The organism is Pseudomonas sp. R3-56 (genome assembly GCF_051132075.1).
Taxonomy (GTDB): Bacteria; Pseudomonadota; Gammaproteobacteria; order Pseudomonadales; family Pseudomonadaceae; genus Aquipseudomonas.
Window position 1 is genome coordinate 3,018,576 of sequence record NZ_CP071657.1, and the last position, 25,181, is coordinate 3,043,756.

13 protein-coding genes are annotated in these 25,181 nt (G+C 63.2%); 1 reads left to right on the forward strand and 12 read right to left on the reverse strand.

Annotated elements, in window-relative coordinates:
* Positions 1 to 25: 25 nt before the first annotated feature.
* Entirely contained in the window at positions 26 to 1,726 is a 1,701-nt protein-coding gene (locus J3P96_RS13650) for a diguanylate cyclase (protein WP_434623650.1), read from the reverse strand.
* 39 nt (positions 1,727 to 1,765) lie between these two features.
* Between J3P96_RS13650 and J3P96_RS13655 the strand changes: the two genes are divergently transcribed.
* Positions 1,766 to 1,951 carry a hypothetical protein gene (locus J3P96_RS13655; RefSeq protein WP_434657972.1) on the forward strand — a complete coding sequence of 62 codons (186 nt, stop codon included), beginning with the start codon at positions 1,766 to 1,768 and terminating at the stop codon, positions 1,949 to 1,951.
* A 1-nt stretch (position 1,952) separates the two neighbouring features.
* Here J3P96_RS13655 and J3P96_RS13660 read toward each other — a convergent pair whose 3' ends face one another.
* The 11 genes from J3P96_RS13660 to J3P96_RS13710 all read right to left on the reverse strand — a co-directional run bounded on the left by J3P96_RS13660 (position 1,953) and on the right by J3P96_RS13710 (position 25,057).
* Positions 1,953 to 2,933, reverse strand: coding sequence for a LysR substrate-binding domain-containing protein (locus J3P96_RS13660; RefSeq protein ID WP_434657974.1), 981 nt, complete (start codon positions 2,931 to 2,933; stop codon positions 1,953 to 1,955).
* A gap of 85 nt (positions 2,934 to 3,018) precedes the next feature.
* Entirely contained in the window at positions 3,019 to 3,963 is a 945-nt protein-coding gene (locus J3P96_RS13665; RefSeq protein WP_434657975.1) for a peptidylprolyl isomerase, read from the reverse strand.
* A complete protein-coding gene (locus tag J3P96_RS13670; RefSeq protein ID WP_434657977.1) occupies positions 3,960 to 4,439 on the reverse strand; it encodes a YbjN domain-containing protein in 480 nt (159 codons plus the stop codon). Before J3P96_RS13670 ends, J3P96_RS13665 begins: the two co-directional genes overlap by 4 nt.
* A 20-nt stretch (positions 4,440 to 4,459) precedes the next feature.
* Positions 4,460 to 5,116, reverse strand: coding sequence for a DNA repair protein (locus J3P96_RS13675; RefSeq protein WP_434657980.1), 657 nt, complete (start codon positions 5,114 to 5,116; stop codon positions 4,460 to 4,462).
* A 15-nt stretch (positions 5,117 to 5,131) separates the two neighbouring features.
* The gene (locus J3P96_RS13680; protein WP_434568439.1) at positions 5,132 to 6,823 is read right to left on the reverse strand and encodes a putative porin; all 1,692 of its coding nucleotides are present in this window, start codon (positions 6,821 to 6,823) and stop codon (positions 5,132 to 5,134) included.
* Positions 6,824 to 6,863: 40 nt separating this feature from the next.
* Positions 6,864 to 7,568 (reverse strand): energy transducer TonB family protein, encoded by a 705-nt coding sequence (locus tag J3P96_RS13685; RefSeq protein ID WP_305501091.1) that lies wholly within the window; start codon positions 7,566 to 7,568, stop codon positions 6,864 to 6,866.
* Between the two features lie 2 nt (positions 7,569 to 7,570).
* Positions 7,571 to 7,996: an ExbD/TolR family protein gene (locus tag J3P96_RS13690; RefSeq protein ID WP_434568441.1), complete on the reverse strand. Its 426-nt coding sequence runs from the start codon at positions 7,994 to 7,996 to the stop codon at positions 7,571 to 7,573.
* 11 nt (positions 7,997 to 8,007) lie between these two features.
* On the reverse strand, positions 8,008 to 9,807 hold the full coding sequence (locus J3P96_RS13695; RefSeq protein ID WP_434657983.1) for a DUF2341 domain-containing protein: 1,800 nt from the start codon (positions 9,805 to 9,807) through the stop codon (positions 8,008 to 8,010).
* 17 nt (positions 9,808 to 9,824) lie between these two features.
* Positions 9,825 to 11,429, reverse strand: a complete 1,605-nt coding sequence (locus tag J3P96_RS13700; RefSeq protein ID WP_434657986.1) for a ShlB/FhaC/HecB family hemolysin secretion/activation protein — start codon at positions 11,427 to 11,429, stop codon at positions 9,825 to 9,827.
* A gap of 26 nt (positions 11,430 to 11,455) precedes the next feature.
* The gene (locus J3P96_RS13705; RefSeq protein WP_370871120.1) at positions 11,456 to 12,058 is read right to left on the reverse strand and encodes a transposase; all 603 of its coding nucleotides are present in this window, start codon (positions 12,056 to 12,058) and stop codon (positions 11,456 to 11,458) included.
* A gap of 417 nt (positions 12,059 to 12,475) precedes the next feature.
* Positions 12,476 to 25,057 (reverse strand): filamentous haemagglutinin family protein, encoded by a 12,582-nt coding sequence (locus J3P96_RS13710; RefSeq protein WP_434657989.1) that lies wholly within the window; start codon positions 25,055 to 25,057, stop codon positions 12,476 to 12,478.
* Positions 25,058 to 25,181: the final 124 nt, after the last annotated feature.

Genomic DNA, 25,181 nt, shown 5'->3' on the forward strand with positions numbered 1-25,181 from the left:
TCGACGCTGACGCAAGCTTTGCGGCTCACCTTTTTGACAAGGGCCAGGATTCAACCCGGTTCTTTCCAGAACGCTTGGCCGCGTAAAGCGCCGAGTCAGCGGCCTTCAACAGTGCGTTTTGATTGGCCCCGCAGGTTTGTGTGGAGGACACTCCGAAAGAAGCAGTCGCAGTGAGCGTCTGGCCGTGATCAACCAGACTCATCTCTTCCAGAGACACCCGTATGGATTCGGCTCGGGCCACAGCACCTTCGGGCGGACAGTCCGGAAGGATGATGATCAGCTCTTCCCCGCCAAATCGGCAGGCAATGTCGGAGGATCTCAGCGATTGCACTATCAAGGCGGAAGCCGCACGCAGCACGGCGTCGCCTGCTGAGTGGCCATAAGAGTCATTCAACTGCTTGAAGTTATCGAGGTCGATCATCACGACACTCAGGCACGCCCCGTTGCGCTCGGCGCGCACCAGCTCGCGGTTGAGCGTCTCGTCCATGAAGCGGCGGTTGTACAGCCCGGTCAGCGGGTCCTTTATGGACTGGGTTTCCAACACCTGGCGCATGCGGCCATTCGCCAACGCCAGTGCCGTTTGTTCCGCCACGGCTTCAGCGATCTGCAGGCCCTCCTCGGACAGGTCGCGCAAGCCGACTTGACGGATATGCAACAGGCCGAGGATTTCACCGTAAGCCATCAACGGAAGACAACAATCAGTCACTGGGTCAGTGCCAGACGCTGCTGGGTAATGAGGGCAGCGAAGATCGTGGTTGTGCACCGACAAATGCCAGCGTCCCCGCCTGATCGCCCAGCAATCCTTGGGGTTGAGTATCGCATCGATGCCCTTTTCCTCGGCCTGTCCCCACGCTGCGGCGTGTTGCAGGACATCAGCCGAGTTGCGATAGAGGAAGAACTCCCCCTCGCTTGCAGGTATCAACTTTTGGCAGTAAGTACTGGCCAACTGAAGCGTTTCCTTCTGGGACAACTCCGTCTGCATCAGCCTGGCCATTTCCGCGAGAAGCCCAATCTCGCCATTTCGGCGTTTCAAACGCGCCAGGCTCAGGCTCAGTTGATCGCTGGCCAGGTTGGCCGCCACGGCAGACTCCGATTGACGGCGGACACTGCTGCGCATGGACAGGTAGATGAAACGTCCTAACCCCAGGGTAACGATAAAGCTGAGGATGGAAATCGCGACCGCCCAACGAATGTTGCTCAAAAGCTGCCGTTCGAGCGCCACAAGCTCCTCTGTTTCGTCAGCAATGAGCTCCGCAGTCAAGGCGCGCACGGTGTCCATCAGTTCCTTGCCGCCACCAGCGGCGATCTCGGCCTCTGCCGCATCATTGCCGTTATGGCTGACCAGCTTCACGACCCTGTCCAGGTGGACCATTTTCAGCTCGGCGTGCCGGATGAATGCTTCGACACGCGCAATCTCTTCGGCCGGATCCCCTTGGTAGGCAATTCGCAGGCTTTTGATGGCAGGAGGCAAGTGAGACACGGCGACATAGTACGGCTGTAGAAAGTCGTCCTTTTCCGTCAAGGCGTAGCCACGCTCGCCGGTCTCCGCGTCGACCAGAAACCCCTGGACATTGCGGATACGCTCGATCTGCGACTCGACCACGTTTCGCTCCAGACGTGTCTCATTGGTCCAGAACAACGTGATCGGCCCCACCGCCGCGGTGACGGCCATGACGGCAGTCGCGGTGGCGGCGGCAAAAAGAAGGCTGGCTTTACGATCAGGCATTGACGATTGCGCTCTTGGATATCAAACGATGTCGGCCTGATGAAGAAAATATGTAACGAAACAGAACCGGAAAACGGTTTATCGCATTACGCAATAGGGCAGGCAAGTCGTATCGCCAGTTTTAGCCGGCATACCGATATCAGCGAAAGCGCCGGGGCGGTCGAGGATGGTATTCGCTCGGGCCGTCCCAATCTCTTGAAGCTGCTTTCGCCCGAATCCAAGTGAATCAAGCCCGGAACCATTCCCTGCGCTCATCCAGCGTGTGGCGGATCAGTTCGATGAGCATCTGCACCTGCGGCACTGGCCGGGCCTCGGTGCTCGCCGCCATCCACAGGTGGCGCTGCATCGGCTGCTCAAACAACCCCGGCAAGGCGACCAGGCCGCGATCGAAATGGCTCATGTATTGCGGCAACAGGCCAATGCAGGCGCAGCAGCGGATCATTTCCAGCATCAACTCATAGGATTGCACTTGCACCACGCCGGCGCGACGTTGCTCGACGAGGGTATTCCAAGGCGTGAAACTGCCCACCTGGCTGTCGGCCTGCCATTGCACCAACATGTAGTCGTCCAGCTCTTCCAACCGGCGCGGACGGCTGGCCGGGCGGGAATAACGCTTGGCGATGTAGGGCAGATAGTCCAGCCGCGCCAGCCGCTCCGGCGGCTGTGACGCAACGCTCGGCACCGGCGTCGATTCCTGCCCGTCACTCAGCCACAGCACCAGGTCGGCACTGACCGCCTGCAGCGCCAGTTCGCTGTCCAGCGTGATGATTTGCAAGCGCACGCTGGCGTTGCGGCGCAGCAATGAGATCAGGTCACGACCCAGAAGGTCATGCAGGATCGACTCGGCCACTGCAAGGCGAATCAACGGTTGATCGGCCAGCGCTGGCGGACCGTCCTCGCCCAGGGTGAGCAAGCGCGCCTGCAATTGCCGTCCTTCGCGGGTAAGCGCCAGGGTGCTGCCCTGGAAGCTGAACAGTGATCGCTGCAGGCGAGCTTCCAGTTGGGCCAACTGCTTGCGCAGCCAGGTGGCCTTGACGTTCAGGCTGCGGGACGCCTGCATGAAACAGCCGCAACGGGCGCTGACCAAAAAACACTGCGCTACCTGGGGCTCGATGCCAGCGGCCAAGGCCAACCACGGCTCAGGCGCGCGCAAGGGCGCGCGGTATGCGGTGACAGCCTGGCGTCCTGCGGGCTCTATGAAAGACATGAGTGACTCCCTGTCATTTAAAAACCGATAAGCGTGGCGAGGGAGCTTGCTCCCGCTGGACTGCGCAGCAGTCCCGATAAACCAGCTACCGAACCTCCTCCAGCACCTTGCTCAACTGCGCGCCATCAATGCTCAACGTCGCGGTGTCGAGCATGCCGTCCAGGTAGGCCTTGGCGATCTGCTCCTGGCGCTGGGCACGCAAGGCCTGGGTCAGGCGCTCGCGGACTTCATCCAGGGTCGCTTCCCGCGCCGGTTGCTGCTCGGTGAGCTTGATCACATGGAAGCCCGCCGCGCTCTGCACCGGGTCCGATACCGCGCCTACCTTCAATCGCACCACCGTCTCGCGCACCGTGGGCACCAGTTGCTGCAACGGCTGGAAGCCGCTGTCGCCACCGCGCTCGGCACTGGCGCGGTCCTGGGAATAACGGCTGGCCAGCGCGGCGAATTCAGCCGGCGCGGCCTGGGCCTTTTTGCTCAGTTCCACGGCTTGGCGGCGCACCGCCTCGACGGTCTGTGGCTCGGTCGCCGCGAGGAAAATCTGGCTCACCCGGTACAGCGCCGGCGCCGTCCAGTTGGCTTTTCCCGCTTCGTAGGCCTGTTTCAGTTCATCCTCGCTGGGATAGCCGGCCGGCACCTGGCTGACCGACTGCAGATAATCCCGAAAGACAATCTGCTCGGTCGCAGCGCGCATCTGGCGCTCCACTTCCGGGCGCTGACGCCAGCCTTGGGCATCGGCCTGCTCCAGCACGGCTTTTTCCGCCAGTCTTGCGCGGATCCAGCCCTCCAGTGCGGCGCGGTTGCCGCGCATCTGCTGGCGTACCTCGGGGGCAAGCGCCGCTAGCAACGCCTTGAGTTCTTCCGGGCTGACCTGCTGGCTGCCCAACCGCGCCAGGCTCGGCGACTCGCTTGTCGCCACGCTGACCGATTGCACCGCCGCCACCGGATCGTTGCCGGGACGCAAGCCGAGGGCAACAGCCACGGCGACCAGGCCCAGCGCCGCAGCGCTGATGACAAACGTTGGCTTTTTCACAGTGCGGCGGCCTCCTCCGGCGCGGCCTCAGCGGGCTCGGCGCCGGTGTGCAGGCGGGCGGCGTTCTGGCTGAACTCGCGCAGGTAGACGATGAATTCCTGAAGCAACCGGTCCCACAGTTCCAGGTTGCTGCGCAGGTGCTCGGCGCTGACGCCGGCCGCCACCACCACGTCCATTTCCATCACCAGGAATTCGCCCTGTACCGACAACCGGGCAAAGCGTCGCGAGGCGTTCCACAGCTCCGCCAGCCCGGCCGGCAGCTCACCCTGCACGCGCAAGGCACAGCTGAAGGTGAAGTCCAGGTATTGGCCCGGCGTCGGTGTCGGATTGCCGAAGCGCACGGCATAACCGATGCCTTGGCTGGCGCTGAGCAGTTGCACGATACCGTTCTGCTCCGTTTCGTTGACCCGATAACCGACGGCTTGCAACACCTCGGTGAGGGACGCCGGCGTGACGTGTTCAATCAATGAAGTCATGTTGGTTCTTCCTTGCGCTATCAATGGGTGATCGAGGCCTGGGGCGCATCGAAACGGTTCTTGTAGAGATCATCGCCAAAACCCTGGGCCAACTCTTCGAAACGTACCCGGGCCTTGCCGGCGAAGGGCTGGCGGATCTTCATGACGTCGGTCACGTCGATGGTTTCGTAGGCGTGCAGCAGTTCCTTGGCGACGTCGTACATCTGCTGATTCTTGACCGAACATTGCTGCACTTGTGTGTCACGTTCATGCAACCGGGCTTCGAGACGGGCCCGTTCGGTTTCCTTGCCCCGGGCCATTACCAGTAGCTCGTCGTAGGCCTTCTTGAACTTGCCGATCTGCTCGTGGCTGGCCGCGGCCTGGGCCTGGGCCTGGCTTTGCAGGCTTTCCTGGCGCCCGGCCAGTTGTTCGGCCAGGCCTTGCGCCTTGGCCAGCTCGGCGGCCAGGCGCTTGACCTGCGCCTCGGCTTCCTTGGCGCGGTTTTCCGCCGCCTGGCGGGCGACGCTGGCCTGGGCCTGTTCGCTCTGCAACGTCTGCAATTGGGCGGTGGTGCTGCGCAGTTGCGTGCGCAGGCGTTCTTCCAGGCCTTCGCCGTGGGCGCTGCCGATCAATAACGGACTGAGCAGCAGGCCCAGCAGCAACGCGGCAGGACAAGGGTTGATGGCTCGCCTTTTCATGAGGCCTCCCGGCGCTTAGAAGCGCGTGTTGATTTCAAGCTGCAAGACATCGATGTCGTACGGCGCGCCGTACACCGCTTCGGAACTCAGCCAGCGACCGGTGGCGAAGACATTGCTCGCCAGGCCGTAGTTGCCGCCCAGGAAATAGCCCTTGGCGTTGGTGCCGCCCAAGTGGAACGAGGAATCGTTGAAGCCGTCCGGCAAGGCGTCCGGCTGGATATATTTGTAGCCGGCGAACATGTTCCAGTCGCCCTGGCGCTTGAGCTCCAGGGAGTTACCCAGGGTGAACTGGAGCATCCAGGCGTTAGCTCCGCTCTCCACCTCGCCGTTCTCATCGAGGTTGTTGGCGAACTGCCCTTCCGAACGTTTGCGCATGTCACCTTCGTCATAACCGAGGTTGTGCACGTAATGCGCCTGGCTGCGCAGCTTCAGGTCTTCCGGCAGATCGGTGTCCCACGCCAGGTTCAGGTCCAGCAGGTTGAACTCCGAGGCCAGGCCGACGTATTGCGGCTGGGGCGTGGCAGACGGATTGAGCGGGTTGGGCGTGATGTCGCGCAGCAGGAACACGGTGTTGCCCTTCTGCATGAACGCCACGCGCGAGCCGTCGGTGTCGCAGCCCGGGTCACCGGCCCAGGGCTCGCATGGCGACGAGCGCTGGCCTTCGATGTCGTCGAAGCGGTAATAGGCCAGCGCACCCTTGACGCGGTTGCCGTCGTTGATTGCCCAGTTGGCGCCCAGTTGCGCGCCGTACAGCCACTTGTTGTCGCTCTCTTCCTTGTCGGTGCCGTTGCTGGTACTGGTGTCGTTGGTGTACTCCACCGGGAACGCGCCGACGGTGCCGAACAGGCCGAAGTCCTGGCTGAGCTTGCGGTTGAAAATCGCCGCCACGCCATCGAAGTTCAGGTCGCCGGAGTACAGCAGGTCAGTGGAGTAGAACGGGTTGGCGATACGCCCGCCGGTCAGGGTCAACTCATCCGAGGGCTTCCAGGTCAGGTAACCCTGGTCGAGCCAGATGTCTTTCTTGCCGAAGCCGCCACCGAGGGTCTGGGTGGTGGACACCGGATTGTTGTCCGAGCCGGTGCCGATACGGATGCCCGCGGTCCACTCGGGCGCGATCACCGCCTTCATGCCCAGGCGCGCGCGCAGGCGGAAGAGGTTTTCGCGGTCCTCGCGGGTATTGAGCAAGGGCGGCAGGTTCGAGCTGCTGTTGGGGTTGACATCGTAGGGGCCGCGGTCGTTGAGGCGAGCGAAGTCGACGATCTGGTTGCTGTTGGTGCCCGAGTAGTAGCGCGATTCGTCCCGCAGACGGATATCGCCATCAAAACTGATGCGCGAGACCCAATCCGGAAAGGTGTTGGGTTGCGCCCAGTTTTCCTGTTTGGCCGTGGCCATGACTTCGGCCTTGACCTGGTCGCGGATCTGCTCACGCACGATGTTCGGTACGTACTGCACCCGCACATCCCCCGGCGCACCGGCGGGTGCGGCAGCAACGGCAGTGGCAGCCTGACGGGCCTGCACGGCTTCGCGCTCGGCCTGGGCGATCAGGCCATCGGCCTGGTCCTGCTTCAGTACGCCCTGCTGCACCAGCAGGCGGATCAGATTGATCGTGGCGTTTTCCGAAGGCGCCGGGGCTGCCGACGCGTGCCCGGCCAGGCTCAAGACAACCAGGCCGACCGCCCACGACAATCGATTCACATTGGCAATCATCTGCACACAACTCCTGTTGGCAAACTTTCTAGAATTCGGGTTAGCCCGGACGCCGTCCCTGCAAGGACAGGCGCACGGGCAAGGTCAGGGAGGCCGGAGGCCGTTCACTCAAATGCGGCGCGGCACGCAGGGCGGCGATCACTTGCTCATCCACTTGCGGGTTGCCGCTGGACTTGACCAGCTCGACACGGGTGATCTCCCCGACCGCGCTGAGCCAGACGTCGGCCTGCAGCGAAAACGCCAGGCTGCGCAAGTCCGGGTTCTCCCGCAGCAAGCGCTGGAAAGTGAACGCCAGAAACTGGCTGTAGGTGCCATTACCGAGGCGTCCGCCCCCTGCCCCGGCCATGCCGCCGCCCTTGCCCGCGCCAATGTTGAAGGCGTCGTTGCCGGCCTGGGCATCACCATCCATCTGCATCGGGTTGGCCAGGTCATCCACCGGCGACGGCGGTGCTTCTTCCTCGGGCTTGACCTCTTCGGGTTCCGGGGTCGGTTCGGGCTCGGGCACTTTTTCCTCGACCTTGGGTTCCGGCTCCTTGGGTTTTTCCGGGGGCGGCGGCGGTGGTGGCGGCAGCGGGATGATGGTCGGCACCTTCGGCGCTTCACGGCGCACGCCGCTCATGTCGTTGGCCCATTGCCACAGCAGCCACGCCGCCAGGCCAGCCAGCGCCAGGCCGGCGGCCCATTTGAGCAGGCGCAGCGGCGAGCGCTTCACGGGGGGCGGGTTGACGGGAAGTCTGGCGGTCATGATCAGCCCTGGCTCGGTTTGCCGGTCACCAGACCGACTTGGGACAGTTCCAGGCGCCGCAACAGGTCCAGCACTTCGATGACTTTCTGGTACTGCACGGTGGCGTCGCCGCGCACGATCACCGGGAAGTCCGGGCTCTGCGCTTTCTCGATGCGCAGGCGCTCCTCCAGCTCGGCCAGGGTCACCGGGTAGGCATCGAGGAATACCTGACCACCGTCATTTACCGAAATCGCCTTGGTCTTGGCCTCCGACAACGACACCGAGGCGCTGGCCTTGGGCAGGTTGATCTGGATGCCCGAGACCTGCGCCGTGGCGGTGAGGATGAACATCACCAGCACCACCATGAGCACATCCACCAGCGGCGTGACGTTGATGCTGTCGACCGCTGCATCATCGTCGTCATCGTGTGAGGTATTTACGCTAGCCATGGCGATGCTCCTCAGGCCGGTACGGACGATTGGACGTGATGGTCACGGCGATGAGCCGCTTCGCCGGACTGGCCTTCGCCGTGCATCTCCGCCAGGCGCGTGATGAACTCGTCGACGAATACGCGCATATCGGCGCTGACTTCCTTGTTGCGGGTGATCAGGCGGTTGTAGCCAAACAGCGCCGGGATCGCGACGAACAGGCCCATGGCGGTGGCCAGCAACGCGGCGGCCATGCCCGGGGCGATGGCGTTGATGTTGACGTCACCGGCCATGGCCGTGCCGAGGAACACCACCATGATCCCCAGCACGGTGCCGAGCAGGCCGATGTACGGGCCGCCGGCGATGGCGTTGGACAGTGTCGAGAGTTTCGAGCTCAGCGCCTGGTTTTCGCGGGTACGCACGCCGTCCATGGAGCAGCGGATCGCCTCGATGGTAGCGGCCGAAACGGTCGAGGTGTCGGCGCCCTGCTCGCGGCGGGTACGGATCTCCTTGACCGCCACCAGGTACAGGCGCCACAGCGACGAGTGTTGCAGGCGCTGGGCAAGTTCCTGGTCGTCGGCGAACATTTCCAGGCGCGTGCCGATCCGGGCGAACTGCTCGCGGAACGCTTCGTTGGCGGCACTGAGGCGACTGACCATGCGGTTCTTGCGGATCATGATGACCCACGACTGGAACATCATCAGCACCAGCACGGCAATGATCACCCAGGCGTCCAGCGGCACCGCGTTGAGCAGGAAACCGAGGCTGCCAAAACCGAAGCCGGACTGTTCTTCGTCAACACCGTAGGCCACCAGTTTCGATTCGGCGCCCTGAGCGTTGGCATCGGCCAGGAGCAGCGGCGCGGGCCGGGCGACCTTGGACAGGCGCGCCTCGTCCATGGCCCCGCTGAACGGTGCGAAGGCGCCGGCGGCAACGTCTGCCCCCAAGGCGATCGGCGAATTGAACGCCGGCATTGCCAGCGCCAGGCTCGCGGCTTCGCGGCCATTGACGTACAGCACGACTCGATCACCCGAGGCGGTCAATGCCAGGTGCTGCCATTGGCCGGGGTTCAGCGGCTGGGTCGAGACCGCACGCTGATCATTGATCGCTACGAACGGCACCCCTTGGTTGACCCCAACCAACAGACTGGCGGCAGCTTCGCGACGGGCCATGACGATTTGCTCGCCGCTGGCCTGGTCCTGGCGCAGCCAGGTGCTGAAGGTGAACGCGGCGCCGGCGGTGTGTTGCAGCGACGGGCTGGCCGGTAGCAACAGTGGCTGACCGTTGAATTGCAGGGCCCGGCCGATCACGCCGTCGATGCTCACGCCAGCCGCGCCCTGGGCGTTGTTGCCATAGGCCGTGGTGTCCCGTGGCGGAATTCCGGTGGCACCGTCGAAGTGATACAGCGCGGTGTAGTCCGGATCGAAGGCCAGTTGGCCGCTGGCGGTGGCCGGGGCTTTCTGGTTGCCGTAATACATCCACAGATCCTGGCGCTGGCTACCCTCGACGTTCGGCACATCGACCCAGATCAGGGCCATGCCCATCAACGGGTCGAAGCTTTCGATCTGGTGATTGAGCACGGTCTTGTCGTCGGCACTGACGAAGCGCAGGTCCGAACCATCCTCCTTGACGCCGTCGAAGGTGAAGTTGCCGGTGTGCAGGCGTACCAGCAACGCCGTGCGACCCAAGGCCTGGGCGATGGCCGCGCCTTGCGGCGTGGTGTCCACCGAAATCTGTTTGCGGTAGTGCCAATCGTCCTGCCACCAGGCGTTGGCGGTCGCCGGAAGCAGCAGCCCCAGGCAGATCAACAGCGGTATGAATAAGCGTTGCATGGACATGACTCCTGGGTTCAAAACGTCGCTTGCAGGTTGAAGTGCAGGCGCGATTCCTGTTTCGTGGTGTTCGGCCCGTCGAGCAGCGGAAAGCCCCAGTCGAGGCTCCCGGACAGCCATTTGCTCAGGCTTGCGCGGGTGCCGAGGCCGACGCTGGCGAGGCTGTAATCTGGATCCTGGTCGGGCAGCTCGTCGCGCAGGTACAGCTGCGCACCCTCGGCGAAGGCATAGAAGCGCCACTCCTGGACATAGCTGCCGAGAAACCTGGCCAGCGACGGCGTGCGCAGCTCCTGGGACAACAGGTAGCCGTCGTCACCGGTGCGCTCGGCGGCCAGGTAGCCGCGAACCGACGTGGCACCGCCGGCGGAGAACTGTTCGTTGGAGACCAGCGGCCCGGAGGCCAGTTGGAAGGCGGCCTTCGAGGCGGTCTGCCAGTCGTTGCCGAACGTGAAGGTGTAATTGCCGTCGCCCTTGAGCACCGCAAAGCTTGGGCTGGCGCGGTAGCGCTTGTAGTCGAATTCCTCGTCGTCGCTGCCATAACCCAGCAGGCTACGGGTGCCTGCCACCAGGCTCAGGCCCAGGCCCAACTGACTGGTTTCGGTGTAGCGGAAACCGTTGTAGGCGAAGGTGAACGGCGCGTACTTGAGCGGTGCCTTGTCGCTGGCGCCGCCCAGGTTGAGTTCTTCGTCGAAATCCTTGAAATCCACCCCGACCGAAAAGCTGTTGGCCCATGCGCCACTGGACGGCAGGCTGTAGATCGCCGACACGCCGTAGGAATGACCTTTGCCCAGCACGTTGCTGCCGCCGACGGTCGCCACGTTGCTGTCGGACTGGTAACCGGAGAACTGCACGCTCCAGCGCTCGCTCAGTGGCGCGGTGTAGGAACCCGACCAGACCTTGGCGTTTTCGGTGTCCTGGGGCGCGGTGAAAAAGGTCAGCGAAATACTGTGACCCAGTTGCCAGAGGTTGTTGTAGCCGAGGCTGGCGACCGTGCGCAGCTTCTCGGTGTCGGCGCTGTAGTCGTTGTTCAGGCCCAGGCTGGCTTGCCAGGGGTCCTGGTCCTCGACCTGCAAGTCCACGTCCATGGTGCCGGGCCGCTGGCCTTCGCGCACCAGCGGCATGACCTGGCGTCCCGGGGTCTTGTTCAGCTGCGCCAGCTCAGTCTGGACCTGGGCGAAGTCTGGTACCTCGCCTTCCTTGAGCGCCGGCACATCTTCGCGGATTTCCACCGGCGAATAGTGCTTGGCGCCGACCACCCGCACGCGGCCGATCTTGGTCTCGCTGACCTGCAGGTAGACGATGCCGTCTTCGACTTTCTGCTCCGGCAACTCGACGAACACCGATTGGTAGCCGCGAGCCTGATAGACCTTTTGCAGCGCCTGGCGGGCGCCTTCGATGTCATTCAGAGTCTTTTGCGGGCCAAGGAACGGATACACCGCTTCCTCGATCGCGCGAGCATCCAGCACAGTGTTGCCGCGCACGAAGTACTCGTTGACGTCCACCAGGCGAGCCGGCGCCGCTTCGGCTTCCGGCGCTCCTTCTGCCGCGAATGCCGACGGCCCCCCGACCGCCAACAGCAGCCAGCCCCACAGCGCCGGCCGCGATTTGAAAAAATGCTCCACACCACCCCCTGAATTCAAAGTACGGCTCAATTGCTTGCGGTCGATGTCGTGGCGTGCCGGGCCAGCCAGGTGTGCAGCAGCGCGAAGTTCAAGGAGAACTCGGGCATTTGCAGCAAGGCGCCACAGAACACTTCACCGATGATTTTCTGGATAAGCCGCACCGCCCGCGCATCGCCCAGCAGCGTGGCGAGGTCCTTGCTCAGCACGTTGAAGCTCCAGACCTTCTGGTTCAGGTCCAGGCCGACGAACCAGCGGAACAGCAGGTTGTAATTGAGTTGTTCGTAGAGTTGCTGCTCGCTGGGCACCGAATAGAGCAGTTGCAGCAGCAGGATGTGCATGGCCGTCTGCGGCGCGATGAGCATGCCGGCATCGGCGTTGAGGCCCTGCAGCACGTCGCGGTGTTCGGCCAGCAGGTCGTCGATCTGCGGCCGTAACAGCACCAGGGAGTGACCCTGGGGGATGTAGCTGGACACTTCCTTGAGCGCGCCCTGCCAGTCATCCTGGGAAACGATCCAGACCCACGGCGCACCGTAGCGATACACCGAGACCGGCTGCTTGCGCGCCGCCTCGACGATCTTCGATAGCCGCTGGTCCAGCTCCTGCATGCCCACTTTCGAATAACGTTCCATAGTCCCCATTGCCTCACTCCCGGCTTCGCGCCCCGGCTCCAAACGACCTGAAAGGTCCCCTCGAACACGTCACACAGGCATGACGGGAATGGCGATGTGCTACCGAACTTTTGTCATGAAAGCTTCATTTGAGAGAGCACCGCAGCTGTTGTGGCGAGGGAGTTCCCGCCGCGTCTTCGACGCTGCGCCGTCGCGCAGGGAACAGGTTCTTGTGGCGAGGGGATTTATCCCCGTTGGGCTGCGCAGCAGCCCCAAAGCAACGACCTTGATCTTACTGGCACACCGAGTTGTCTGGTTGGGGGCCGCTACGCAGCCCAGCGGGGATAAATCCCCTCGCCACAAGGGTAGCTGAGTGTCCAACTACCCTGTGGGAGCGAGCCTGCTCGCGATGGCAACGACTCGGTTCTAAGCCCGGCACTACAAGCTCAACCGCCCCCGCTCCTCCTCGGTCAACCGCTGCCGCGCCTGCTCGTCCAACGGACCGGCGCCCAGCACCTGCACCGGACTGGCCGGATCATAGGTGCGTGGCGCCTCACGGCTGGCCCCGTCACGCGAAGGCGCCAGTTGCTCGGAGCCGAAACTCACCACCTGCACGGTAAACACCGAGGCCTGGTTCTGCCGCGCCGCATTCTGCTGCTGGCGCGCCACGTCTTCCGCCGCTTGCGTGGCCGAGGACGCCGCCGAACTGGCCGAGGTGATCGCCCCGGTGTTCACCGAAGCCGCCAGCGGCACGCCGGTGGATTTGCCCTGGGTCTGGATGTTGGAAGCGTTGACCACGGTCAACGCCGCGATGTTGACGTTGCCCGAGACCCGGATCCCCGCCTCGCCAGCATCGATGGTGCCCAGCGGCGCGATCAGGTCGATGTCCCCCGGCGCTACCTCTGGAATCGGGTTGAGAGTGGCGATACCAGCCCCCGTGCTCGGCACCGACGGCGACAGGGTCACGTTGCCCCAGGTGTCGTACAGGCGCTTGGGCGGCGTGTACACCACGGTGGTCTTCGAACCACGACCGGCGTTGATGTCGCCTTGTGCTGACCAGCCGAGGATCGAGCCACCAAAAGTGGTCATGATCCGGCTCTGCCCTAGCAGGATGCTGTTTTTCGCATACAACTGGATATCGCCCTCGCCCTGGGTAATGACCCCGGCGGTGGACGGCGGCGCGTTGCCCTCGATGCCGAACGTCTGCCCGCCGCCTGGGGTAAGCATCTGGATGCTGCCGCCGAAATCGGTGTGCACCCCTGCCCCGCCAAACAGGGTGATATCGCCCTTGTAGGTGATCGCATTGCCCGCCACGTCCTTGGTCGGGAACAACAAGTCGATCGCTTCCCGACCGCGCAGATAGCTGCCCTGGCGCACGCCGCCGACTTCGTTGTACTCACGGCCACCGGCCTTGAGCTCGGCAAAGTACACGTCGCGGGCGAACACCCGTTGCTGCTCGGCCGGCAACGCGGCGAAGAAACTGCGGGCCTGCTCGGTGTCGCCGCTGAAGCCGAAGCGCTCCTTGAGCCACTTCACCAGCTCCGCTTCGTAGGTCTTGGCGACCTTGCCATCCTGGTCCGCCAGGGGAATACCGGACAGGGCCTGGTTCGCCGGGTCCAGGTACGCCTTGACGAAGCGCTGGTAATCCGCACCGTCGAGGCCCGCGCCGGCTTGCAGTACCAGGCTTGCCCCAGCGCGCGAATCCCCCGGCACCACGGCGCCGATACTGGTGATGCTGACCTTATCGTCCATCAGGATGTTGCGCCCGGCAGTGATCTCCAGTAGGCCGGGGCCGGCGACGTTGAAGTTGCTGTAGAGGATGTCGCGCCCGGCTGACACGATGGAGATGTCGGTGGGGTTGTTGTGGATGAAGAGGTTGCCGGCGCTGGTGTAGTCCCCCGCTTCAGCGTTATCACTGCGCGATCCGGTCAGCGGTATCCCGCTGCTGACGATATCTCGCCCAGCCATCATCCGGACAGCTCCAGCGCCTTCATATGCAATTCGCCCCGGCCATCTGGCCGTGGAAACCGAGGTCATTGACCGCCCGGTGGTGACTGCCAGCAAATCGCCTTCAAGTGCATAGAAGCGAGCAGGATCGGCATTGAGGGCCCATTCGCTGGAAGCGCTGCTGGTGTCGAAGGCAAGCAGCGGCAGCATGTTTGAACTAAGGCGCACGGGATTACCATCGGCCGAAAGATTGCTGACTTTGATACTGATGCCGTTATCGACAGAAGCGACATAGGCTGGCCGCAATGGCGTCGCCAAAGCGGTCGATGCGGCACCGGAACGACTGACCGACATGTCGCCGCCGTAAATGGAATCGCCGGCGAGGAATTGCAATTCGCTATTGATGCCGGGAGCAAGCAGCAGGGCTGGGCGATTATCTCCGCTGTAGCCTGCTTCATATACTGCTGAAGACTTCCCATAATAAAGGCTGCCACCGGCCGCCACCGCTCTGAGGATAGACGGGTAGACCACCGCCAGATCCGTTGCGGTACTGGAGGTGAACGGCGTCAGGTTACCTCCGGACGACCACAAGTCGATCGCAGTATTGGCCGTCCATAGCGTGAACCAGCTCAGTCCCGATCCGTTACTGTCATCGTCCTTGAAGCGAGAGGCGCTCATCATCGGCGCCCGGCCCGGGTCGGCAACATCCATCACGACAAGGTCGCCCGACGTTGTCAAATCGAAGGTGGCATCGCCCGGCATGAGGGTCAGGCCACCGGTAGCGAATCCTCGTGTGGACTTGAAGGAATCGTAGGCCCGCGTTTCTCCTGGGGATTGCGCCGAGGTAGCGTTACCGTATTGAAGGTCAATACGACCGAGGGCACCGCTATCGATCTGTGCGTGACCTCGCAGGTTGATGACCGCACCGTTGAGATGCCCGTCTACGAACAAACTCCTGGGATTCAAAGCACCGCCCACATGCAGATTGAGATCGCCGCCGCCGGTCAATTGCAGACTGCCATCGGCCCCCACACGCCCGGTACTGCCTACGGCAAGCACCAATCCTTGACTGCGACCGTTGCCGCGAGTCTCAAGACGACTCCCTGCCATCTGATTGATCACCCCGGCATCGCCCGCGACCTGGACATTCAGGTTACCGCCGCCCAAGGTACCAAATCCCGTAAATCCAACCATCAAGTCAGCCTTGCCATCCTGTGCTGCGGTATAGCTCCCGAAATTGATCCACCAGGCAGTGGGTTGTGCCTGGGTACCGGTATAAACCGAACCGTTGCCTTGGCGCCACAGCCAGTTTCCGACATTCGCAGTGTCATAACCCAAATCGCCGGGATTGGGTCGCGTATTACCGCTGCTAGTCACCACGTCCATTGTATTGCCGGTCAGACTACCGCCAACATTCAGAGTCAGGTTGCCGCCAAAATCCGGGTACCAGGCGCGGTAAAGACTGTTGCTACCGCCATCGACAAATTGCTCGTTTTCACCGAGTGGATCGTTAAGCACCTTATCCGCTGCCCCCAGCGCCTTGGGCTGGTTGTAAGGATCATTGGCAAAAGTCGTGCTCGCCGAGCTACCGGCGGTATAGACGCCGTATAGCGAATCCATTTTCAGATCGCCTGCCGAAAACAGCTCAAGGTCTGCTGCTCCGGTACGAATCACGCTCCAGCGTTGGCTGCCAGCTTTGTAATCGGCTTGTCCGACTGCTTGGCAATAAGAGGGATTTTCGGTACACAATTCCGGATACCCGATGGCACCAAAATCAATCGGTTGGCCGGCGAGACTCGGGTCCCCCCATTCGATAGCCCCTACTTCAGTCCAGATATATCCACTGCTGGCCTTACAAAAATCCGGTAAATCAGTACATAGCCCTGGGTAACCAATCGCCTCGAAGTCAATCGGTTGGCCTGCCATGCTGGTGTCGCCAAAAAAATCCAATGACCCTGCTTCGGTCCACAATATCTCGCCAGCCTTAGGCACACCAAACATACCGTAATGACTATCCGCCAAATGAAGATCCCCGCCAGCCGTCACAGGCTTCACGACCCGGCTGTCCGCCGCCTGCGTGTCGGCACCCGCCACCAGGCGCAACGACCAGGACTGCGACCCCTCGGCCAGCATTGGCGCAATAGCCCAGTTGCTGCCCGCCACTTCCGGACGCAGCTGCACCGACTCGACACCCGCCGGCAGCTTGATGTCGGTACCTGAAGGAATTTTCGAACCGACATTCAATGCCAGGGGACCGCTGAGACGCACGACGTTGGTCAAGCCATGGGTCGCGTCCGCAATGCCTGGCAGTGCAACGCCTTTAGGCCAGATCAGGCTGCCAATGGTTGCGCTGCTGCCCAGCAGGCTCCCAGCCCCCAGCACTGTGCCCGCATCAAGGGTCTGAGTCGAAGCCAACAAAGTGCCGGCGGCGAACAACAGATTACCCAAGGCGTCATGCACCGCCGCGGCAAGCACCGTGCCCGCCGGCATTACTAAAGGTTGATCAAGCGTAGCGGCTACCGGCAGCCGCGTCCCCGCCGCCAGAGTGGCGCCCTTGAGCGGCACGTCGAAGTTGAGCACCGAGCCGGCCGGAAACGCCGTGTCCTCCGCCAGGGTCACGCCGGTACCGGGCACGACGATATCGCCCGCCGCAAAATCAATACCCGGCAACAGCACCCAGCCCTTGTCGTCGTTGCTGGCCGGCGGCTGGGCGAAACCGTCGGTGATGCTGCCATAGATATTCAGATCACCCCCAGCGCGCAACGTCAGGCTCGCGGATTCGCCGGAGCCATAGACATTGTCCAGTTGGTTATGCGGATTGAGGCTCTCATAGCGATAGCGCGACAGGTCCAGGTCGCCTTGGACCACCAGGTCGCCATCGGCCGTCGCGCTCACCACCTCCACTCCAGGGCGCAGATGGAATACATCGCGATAGCGGCTGTTGTTCAGTCCGGCAAGTTTGCGCTGCAACAGATCGTCGTTGTCGTGGGCCTGAGTGATGAACGCGGTGTTGTCGTCATGCACATCATCCAGCCACGCTTGATTGATGACCTGATAAGGCTTGCCGCTGGCTGCCGGTACGTTGAACAGCGGTGCATCGTCGTATTGCCACATGGCCACCAGCGCGATCGAACGGGCGCCTTGGACATCCACGGCGCCGCTGGCATCGATTGCCACGTCACCGCCTGAAACCCCGCCCAGTCGTGGTGCGTTGAGTTGCAATGTGCCGCGGGCGCGACCGTCATTCATGCCCGGCTTACTGCCCTGCGCCACCTCGGTGCCATGGCGCAGGTCGATACGGGCACCATTGCCCAGGGTCAGCAGCCCTTGCCGCGCGGTCAGGTCCACGATGGCGCGGTTCGGTGAGTCGATGATCTTGCCGTAGCTGTCCACCCGCAGGCGTCGGCCATGGGCATCAAGCACCGCCGTGCTGCCCAGGGTCAGGGCATTGCCGGCGGCCAGATAAATACTGCCAACACGCTCACCGCTGGCGTCCACCTTACCGTTGACCAACAGGCTGCCATTATCCACCGACACATTGATCGACGAAGCCTTGAGCCCGTTGCCGATCACCAGGTCGCCCTGCTTGAGCTGGAACCCACGGGCGCCGAACACCTGCCCATCGTTCAACCGCTGGTTCAGCGCCGCGAACTGCTCGCTGAGGCTGCCGCTGTCGTCCAGGCGCTGGGCCTGGATCTCCACACTGCCGGCCAGGTACGGCATGGCGGTGCCGCCGGCGTCGTATTCGCCCGTGCTGCTGCCGAGAATCCGCCCTTGCAGGTCCACCACGCCCGCCGCCCCGTCCAGCGCCACGGCGCTGAGTCGGCCGGCCTGGTTGTTGCGGGCCGAGAAGTCGATGGTCGAGCCATCGGCCTGGCGGATGTCGCCGTCCTGGCTTTGCAGAATCACCTCGCCACCGGCGCTGTAACGCGTCACATCGTTGAAGGTCACCGTGCGACCCGCCACATCGATCAGCGCCTCATCGGCCAGGGTCAGGTCGCGGGTCGCGCTCAGGGTGAGCTTGCCGCTCGGCAACACCACCGCACTGGCCAGATTGACGCTCGCGCCCTTGAGAGATAGCTCGCCGCCGAGCCCGGAGACAGCGCCCGGCTTGGCGCCCGCGCCCGCCACGTTGATCGCCCCACCCGCGCTGATGCGGTTGATCGAACCGGCTTCCCCGGTCAATAACGGAGTGAGGATATTCAGGTTGCCGCCGCTGTAGGCGAAACCTGTTTTCGGGTCGTATGCACCCTGGGTCTGATAGACCGCCAGGCTGCCTTTGTGATTGGCGGTCAGACGCTCGCTGGCGCTGAAGTTGACGTTGGCAAAGCCCAGGGCCAGACGGTCCAGGGAAGTGACCGAGCTCGGCTGGGCGAATTCACCGTAGCCAAACTCGATGCGCTGGGCCTGGATATCCAGGCGACCGGCGCCGGTGCCGGCCCCGCCGGCGATGACCGAACCCGGCGCGCCGATGGCACCGTTCCAGATCAGGTTGGCAGTGCGGATGGTCGCTACGTCGCTGGCACCGCCTGCGCCATAAATGGCCGGGGTGCTGAGCATCAGGTTGGCCAACCGCGACTTGCCCGTCGCCGAGTCATAGGTGTCGAGACTGACAGTGCCGTAGAAGTTCAACGCCTCACGAGCCGACAGTTCAAGAGTTTCCAGGGCCGGGGCACCGTATTCGGTGTCCCCGCGCAACAGGCGATCGAGTACCGTCTGGCTCAGGGTCAGACCGGCCGGCAAGACATTACGCGCCGCTGCGTCGCTCAATGCCGGGGAGGTACCGACATTGATATTGCTCAGGGCCAGCGTCAGGTGGCGGGTGCCATAGCGCACTCCATCATCCAGTTCCAGGCTGCCCCCGGTAGCGGCGGCGATGCTGCCTTCGGAATGAATCCGGGTGACGCCACTGCAGGGCGTCAGGCTGCATCCACCGATGTTGATCGTGCCGTTGCTGCCCGATGAGGGTGCCAGCACGTTGAGCAAGCCGTTGGAGGCGGCCAGCAAGCTCAAATTCTGGCCGTTCACATTGAGGTCATAGACAAAACCGTCACGGGCATCGTAGGCCGCCGCGCCACGGCCGATGGTGTTGATGGCCGCGCCTTGTTCCATCGACAACTCGCCGTTGGCCAGCAGGAAAACTTCCGGTGCCGCTAGCGTCGCGCCTTCACGCAAGATCACCCTGGACGACGCTGCAAATGTCGGCGTGATGTAATTTCCGCCCTGACCATAGAGCGTATAGAACTGGCCGCCAATCACCTGACGCGATGCGTTCAACGCATTGAGGCTTTCGGCATTGAGTGTCACACCCTCGAAGCCAGCCGTAGCCCCGCGTCCATCAGCCACTACCTCCAGCGCGCCCCCCACATTACCCACTACCGTGACAGTGCCGCCGTAGCCACCTTTCTGAGGCGCGAACTTACCAATGCCCTTGAAGGAGAACGCTTGGTCTCCCGCCCCTGGGGCCAGCTTCAACTTCAAGGTCTTGGCGTCCACCGGCAATAGGGCCCGAGGCACGCCCAGGCGTGCGGCGTCGGCTACAGCGAACTGGGCATAGCTAGTTTCGTTGTACTGCGAATAGCGACGCAGCACATCGCCTGAAGTCAGGATGATCTGGCTGGCCAGACGGTTGCGATGCTCGGAATTGGCCACCGACAGCACCCCGGCGGTGGTCCAGGAGCCGTTGCGCATCTGCAACGCACCCGTCGTGGAACCCTGACCCGCGAGGCCGTTGACCTCCACCCGGAACGCCCCAGGCAACAAGGCATAGGTGGACGGCATCAGTGTATAGGTACCCGCGGCCAGCCCCGGCACACCGGCACCGATGGTGATTTGCTGGCCGACCCTCGGGTCGACGGCGCCGCCCTCGGGCGCCACTGGCGCGTATGGACTTTGATTACCCGGCACAATGGCATAGACCGGGTTGCTGGACAGGCCAGGCAACGTAAAGCCGCCGTTGGCACCGATTTGCACCAGCGGGTTGAAGCGCGCATCGGTGGAACCACCACGGCCGGAGATGAAACCGGCGCCGAGCAGATCACCGCCACCGGAAAGATCGAGTACCGAGCCTTCCTGGGCCATTACAGACTTTCCGCCCAGAATTACGCCGATGTTCAGATCACCGTTGGCAGACGGCATAGCCCCTTGCCCCAGGAACACCACCTTCTTGCCCGCGTACTCATAACTCTGACCATCGACGGTACCGCCATAAGGCAGCACCAGACCGAGGCCACTGACTGAAGTGAGACTGTTGGGCAGCAAATCCACCCGGGCAGTGACGCCAGTGATGTCATTGGTGCCGATTTCAATTAATCCCAACGGCGCCCGAACGACCCCACCCTGCTTGATCTGCGCACTGCCCAGTTGCAAGTGACCGAATGCCGAATAAGGCACTTGTGGTATGGCCTTGGTGGTTCGCCCGATAACCAGGCTGCGCGTCGGATCGTAAAGAGAGGTGCCGTTAGATGTGCCCCACCCATACCCCGCCAATACCCGAGCCCCAACCCCGGTCGCCGGATACAACTGGGCCGCTTGCAACAGCATATCCGAAGGGGTCAGCAACTGAGTGGTAAAACCCGTAGGCATATCGGCGCTCGAGAACCCGGCCAGGAATCGCAAATCACCCCGGCTGCTCAGCTGGACCTGATCGAAACCTGCGCGCTCAAGTCCCACTGTGCTGCCATCGGCCTGCCTCACTGTGCCTTTGCTGCTGAACATCACATTGCCTTGCACATCCAGCAGATCGGCGTTGACGGAAAACACCGCCTTGTTCGCCGATAGAGACACCCCGCCACCATCGACCACTGGCCGGGTGTAAGGCTCAAAACTCGGTCGAGTGGTCGCCAGCCCTGTCGCAGTAGACAGCAACACATGGGGTGCATTGAACTCGACCCGGGTATTGGCTGGCGCGGTTGCACTCAATCCAAAGCTGCGGGCGTACAGGCTCAGGCTTTGTCCGAGGGACATCGACAGGTTGCCATCGACGCTCATCAGTCCGTTGCTCAACAAGGACAAATTGTCGAAACCACCAGCCTGGACTTGATCGACGCCTAGCCGACCGTGTCCGTAGACCAGCGAATCCGCCGATGTTTCAGCCGTGTCGCCAAGCCGATGTGCCTGAGCCACCTGTTCCAACACCAGTTCACGCACGTTCAACACCCGGCCATCGACTGCGCTTTTCAGGTAGTAGGGAGTTTCCAGCGCCACCGACAGGCTGCCCCCCGCCGCCCCGGCACCTCCCGAACGGGCGCTTAATGCGCCGTCCAGATACAAGCCATTGGCCGACGCCAGGGAAATGCTGCCGCCGTTGCTCGCCACTGACGTGCGCCCCTGACCAGCGACATCCAGCACGGCCTGGCTGCCATCCGCTTGCAGACGGGCACCGTCACGCACCACCACAAACAGCTCGGAGGCAGACGTCGATCCTTTCGCGGCATCAATCTGGCCACCGATGACAATCTGCCCGCCATCGCGCACCAGGCCATAGGTCTGGCCGCGCATATCCTGAGCGGTCATTGCCCGGCTCGATACATCGATCAGCGCCTGCTCGCCCAGCCAGATGGAACGACCGTGGCCCTGGGCATTGACCTGATCGCGAACCGCATCATCAACGCTCAACTCGGTAAGGCTGACCCGCCCGCCCCAGGCGTTAAGCGTGCCGTTGGCGGTCAATTGCCCGCTGCTCCGGACATCGATGCCCTGGCCTGGATCAACGGTAATCACACTGCCCTTGCCCAAGCTCAATACCGTGCGCGCCATGTCGGCGGCGCTGGAATTCGCGGTGCCAGCGGTGAGGCTCAGGCTCGCACCACGACGCTGGGTCAGGACACCTTTGACCGCATCTTCCTGATACAGCTCCGGCGTCCAGCGCTGCAAGGCAGCGGCCGGCTCCGCGTCGCTGCCGGTGTTCAACGCCTGCTCACCAAAACGGTACACCGGCATCGTCACATCGACCCGGGTCCCGTCGGCCACAGTGAGGCCTTCGTTGCCGGTGATGTCATAGGCGGAGAAACCCTTGTCGAAGAAATCGCCGCCCAGTTGCAGAGTGCCAGGTTCGAGGGGGGTGCCGCTGTTGCCGATCAGCACTTTGCTGGCCGCCAACTTCAAGGTCCCGCCGCCGCTCACGCTGGTACCGCGCAGTTCACCTTCGAGGTTCAAGTCACCGTTACCGGACGATGCACCGGTACTCGCGGTCAAGGTCAGGTCACCGCCCTTGCCGCCGCGAGTCTTGCCATCGGCCATCACGGCAGCACCGGAGCTGACGTCAATCAGGCTGCCCTGCTGCACATCAATATCGCCACTGCTGCGCACGGACACGCTGCCGCCGTTGATGAACGGCAGGCCTTGGCGGTCGTTGCCGTCGAGCAGCAGATTGCTCCAGCGCCCGGCGGTGTTCAGCTTGACGCCTTCGCCCAAGGTGACCGTCGCCCGCTGTCCCGTGGCGGGTGAAAGTGTGACGTCTGCCATCTGGAAATTATCCGTCCTGACCTGTTTGAGCACGTTACCCAAGGCAATGCGACCGCTGCGGGCCGTCAGGTCGGCATTCACCTCGACCTGCGGTGCATAAAGCGTGATATCGCCGCCATCGGCGACCTTGAGTGCCCCATCGACCTTGATGCCTTCAGCCGCCGCTACCTTGACCGCGCCGAGCTGGAAGCCATTGAGCAACGCATTGTCCAGCACCAGCGTGCCTTGCCGGTCAGTGCCGACCGCCGAGGTCAGGTCCAGCCCCGCAGCAAGCTTGTCGCTCACCTTGCCAAGGGTGACCTGATCGAAGGTGGGGTTCAGGCCACTGTTGATCACGCCACTGGCCTTGTCATAGATCGGCGTGTAGCTGCCCACCCATAATTGCGCCCGACGGGCCACGGCGTTTTGCGATTGCTGGTAGCCGTCGAGGTTGAGGTTGGGCGCCTGGGTCTGGCGTTCGCCCTGGTAGACCTCGCCGACGATCTGGCCGTCCAGCACGGCGTTGCGGGTCGACACCACCAGCTTGCCGGCATCGCGCCCGACGGTGTAACCGGCTTCAAAACGTTCGCGAGGGGCAATGAGCGGGTTGTAGTAGTAATCGGTCTGGCCCCAGCGCTGGCTGTGGTCTTCGTAACCCTTGTAGATGCCGGTGTAGAGGATGTCGCCCGGGGCCTTGGACAGCTCATACAGACGACCATCGGCGCCCTTGAGCCAGGATTGGCGCAAGTACCCACTCTGTACATCCAGGGTACCGCCGGACAGGTTCAACTGAGCCGCCTGCTGGGTCACCACGTCGTTGCCAGTGAACGTCAGGGTACCGCCCTGGGCCGCCCACTCCCCGACGCTGTGCCCACGGGTGCCAAGATAACCGCCAACCTCCAACAGACCTCCCGCCGTGTACCAGCGGTCAGTGGCGTAGCCGTTGGTGCCCGCCGGGACGTAGACCAGGTCGCGCACGTCCACCCACACATCGTTGTTGGTCAACTTACCGCCTTCGCGGTTGATCGGCGCATCCCGTTGTTCGTTACCTTGGACGTTGACCTTGATGGAATTGGACTCCATCGCCACCTTGACACCGATGGCGCCGGACACGTCGATCACCGCGCCATCGCGCACCAGGCTGCGACCGGCAGCGCTGACCGCAACCTGGCCGCCGGTGGCCAGGGTGATGGAGCCGTTCTGGAAGTCGACGCTGCCGCCACTGACGATCTCGACCCGTGACTGGTCGGTGCGGTCGACCACGCTGCTGAGGTTGTTGAACTGGCCGCTGATCAGGTTGTTCGGCGTGCCGTCCAGGCCGGCGGGTCCGGCACTGCGCTGACTGTCCAGGGCACTGCCGCCCGCGGCGTCGAGCAGCACCGCCGTGGCGCTGCTCTGCCCCAGGGCCACGCTGCCGCTGCTGTCGCTCGCGGCGTTGAGTAGGTGCACGGTGCCGCGCGTATCCACCGAACTGCTCGCGACCGCCACGCCGTTCTGCTGCACGTGATGTCCAGTGAGGGTGATGTCGCCGGTGCTGGCCTGGATCAGGCCACTGTTGATCACGGTGCCGGCGCTGCTGCCTGAATTGAGTGACGTCGCGACCTCGTTGCCACGGGTGGTGGAGCGCAAGTTGCCGCTGGTGCCCTGGCCCCGGCGGATGTAGAAGCTGTCGCCCGCCGCCAGGGTGGTCTGGCCCTTGGCGGTGATGATGGAGCCGGCGTTCTCCACTTCCGAACCCAGCAGCAAGGCATAGCCACCGCCTGCGGTTGAAGTGGCGGCGCGGTGGGTTTCAATTTGCGCACCGCGTTGCACTTCGACCTTGCCGGCGGCATCGGTGAAGGTTGGCTGGGTGCCGGTGGCATCGACGTACAACCCGCGCTGGCTGAACTGCTCATCGCTGATGTTCGCCGCCACCGCCGCCAGGTTGCGCACGTTGACCTGGCTGCTGCCGCTGAAAATGATGCCGTTGCGGTTGACCAGCATCACCGTGCCGTTGCCCTTGATCTGGCCCTGGATCTGGCTCGCTCGCGCCTGTGGGTCATTGACCCGGTTGAGCACGGCCCAGTCCGACTGCTGCTGGAAATCCACCGTGGTGTTACGGCCGACGTTGAAGGTTTCCCAGTTGAGAATCGCCTTGTCAGCGGTCTGCTCGATCTTCACGGTGGTCTTGCCACCGGCCTGGGTCTGCTGCGGTCCCTTGGCGTTGAGCCAGCCCTGGGTCAGGCTGTTATCGACCTTGAGCCCGCCCTCGCCCAAGCCGTCAGGCACGACCTGTACCTGGCCGAACGCGGCTTGGCGCCCGGCGGCCTGGGCCGCCTGCTGAGCCGCGATGGCGGCCACGGTGTTGTTGAGGTTGGTCAGCGAACGCTGCAACTGCGCATTGGCCCGTTGCTGTTGCGCCAAGGGTGGCGGCATGCCTGGCTGCGCCGTTGCAGGCCGCCCCGCACCGCCGGCCTGAGGCGCGCCCTTGGCGGCAAACCAGGCCGAACTGAACGCCGTCGCTGCGTGGGCATTGCCGGCCACCATCAACAGGGCAATGGCCTGGGCCAGCGGCTTGAGTCGCAACATCGACAACTCGCCATCGCGACGTGGGGCATTCAGGTTCGTCCGGGGTTTGCAGCGCAGCATCCTACTCATCCTTTCGGGTTCGCTCTAAGGGGGCGCAACGCAGTGCTATCAAGCTGCCAGCGTTGGTTATAGGGGATAGGCGGTTACAGCCGCTCGGGACCGAACGGTTGTCATGAAAATTTCA

Coding starts and splice junctions, on each gene's coding strand:
- J3P96_RS13650 (WP_434623650.1), bottom strand. CDS start 1,726: ATGCCTGATCGTAAAGCCAGCCTTCTTTTTGCCGCCGCCACCGCGACT.
- J3P96_RS13655 (WP_434657972.1), top strand. CDS start 1,766: ATGAAGAAAATATGTAACGAAACAGAACCGGAAAACGGTTTATCGCAT.
- J3P96_RS13660 (WP_434657974.1), bottom strand. CDS start 2,933: ATGTCTTTCATAGAGCCCGCAGGACGCCAGGCTGTCACCGCATACCGC.
- J3P96_RS13670 (WP_434657977.1), bottom strand. CDS start 4,439: ATGACTTCATTGATTGAACACGTCACGCCGGCGTCCCTCACCGAGGTG.
- J3P96_RS13675 (WP_434657980.1), bottom strand. CDS start 5,116: ATGAAAAGGCGAGCCATCAACCCTTGTCCTGCCGCGTTGCTGCTGGGC.
- J3P96_RS13680 (WP_434568439.1), bottom strand. CDS start 6,823: ATGATTGCCAATGTGAATCGATTGTCGTGGGCGGTCGGCCTGGTTGTC.
- J3P96_RS13685 (WP_305501091.1), bottom strand. CDS start 7,568: ATGACCGCCAGACTTCCCGTCAACCCGCCCCCCGTGAAGCGCTCGCCG.
- J3P96_RS13690 (WP_434568441.1), bottom strand. CDS start 7,996: ATGGCTAGCGTAAATACCTCACACGATGACGACGATGATGCAGCGGTC.
- J3P96_RS13695 (WP_434657983.1), bottom strand. CDS start 9,807: ATGCAACGCTTATTCATACCGCTGTTGATCTGCCTGGGGCTGCTGCTT.
- J3P96_RS13705 (WP_370871120.1), bottom strand. CDS start 12,058: ATGGAACGTTATTCGAAAGTGGGCATGCAGGAGCTGGACCAGCGGCTA.
- J3P96_RS13710 (WP_434657989.1), bottom strand. CDS start 25,057: ATGCTGCGCTGCAAACCCCGGACGAACCTGAATGCCCCACGTCGCGAT.